This window comes from Serratia sp. Nf2 (assembly GCF_003028435.1).
Lineage (GTDB): Bacteria > Pseudomonadota > Gammaproteobacteria > Enterobacterales > Enterobacteriaceae > Serratia > Serratia marcescens_L.
On record NZ_PYTW01000042.1, the window covers coordinates 1 to 766 of the forward strand.

General features: G+C 34.2%; 1 protein-coding gene. It reads left to right on the top strand.

Going from position 1 to position 766, the window contains the following annotated elements:
• Positions 1–766 (top strand): glycosyltransferase (locus C9411_RS25295; RefSeq protein ID WP_107228164.1); only part of this gene is annotated, 766 nt, incomplete at both ends.

Consider the following 766-nt stretch of genomic DNA (forward strand, 5'->3'; position numbering starts at 1 on the left):
CTGCTCTATAAAAATGATGACAATAGGAATTCATTAGTTCAACACTTATCACCTGATGTCACTGTTTCATATTTGAATTTGGACGGGAGAATAAGAACATCCATTTTGAAGTTTGTTTTTGGTATTAGAAAATACTGCAGTCGTAACAGCATTGATACACTCTTTATTAGTGATGGCGTATCGAACGCTGCTTTATCACCGTTTCTTTTTTTGTTTGGCAATCGATTGAAAAAAATTGCACGTGAGTCCAATCTTCCAACTTTATTTGAAAGAAGCAGGTTGGTTAAATTTCTCTACAGATCATGTTACAAAAATTATGATTCTATAGTTGTTCAAAGTAACGAGATGCATTTAGACTTATGTGAAAAGATGGGGATCCCAGGTAAAAAACTGGTCAAAATAAATAATCCTGTCGATATTGAGCGTATCGTAAGAATGAGTTTACTTGTTGAAAAAGAACTATATCCGTTAGATAAAATAAATTTATTGTCAATTGGCCGGCTCACTTACCAGAAAGGTTTTGATCTCCTTTTATATGCATTTTCAAATCTTGCTCAAGAGAATTATCATTTAACATTGATTGGCAATGGTGAGAAAAAAAATGAGCTACTTGCGCTTGCCGAAAAACTGGGGATTGTTGAGCATGTATCATTTATTGACTCTACAGATAACCCTTATGCATATATGAAGAAAGCTGACATTTTTGTTTCCAGCTCTCGATGGGAAGGTTATCCTAATGTCGTTATTGAATCTATCGCTTGTGGAA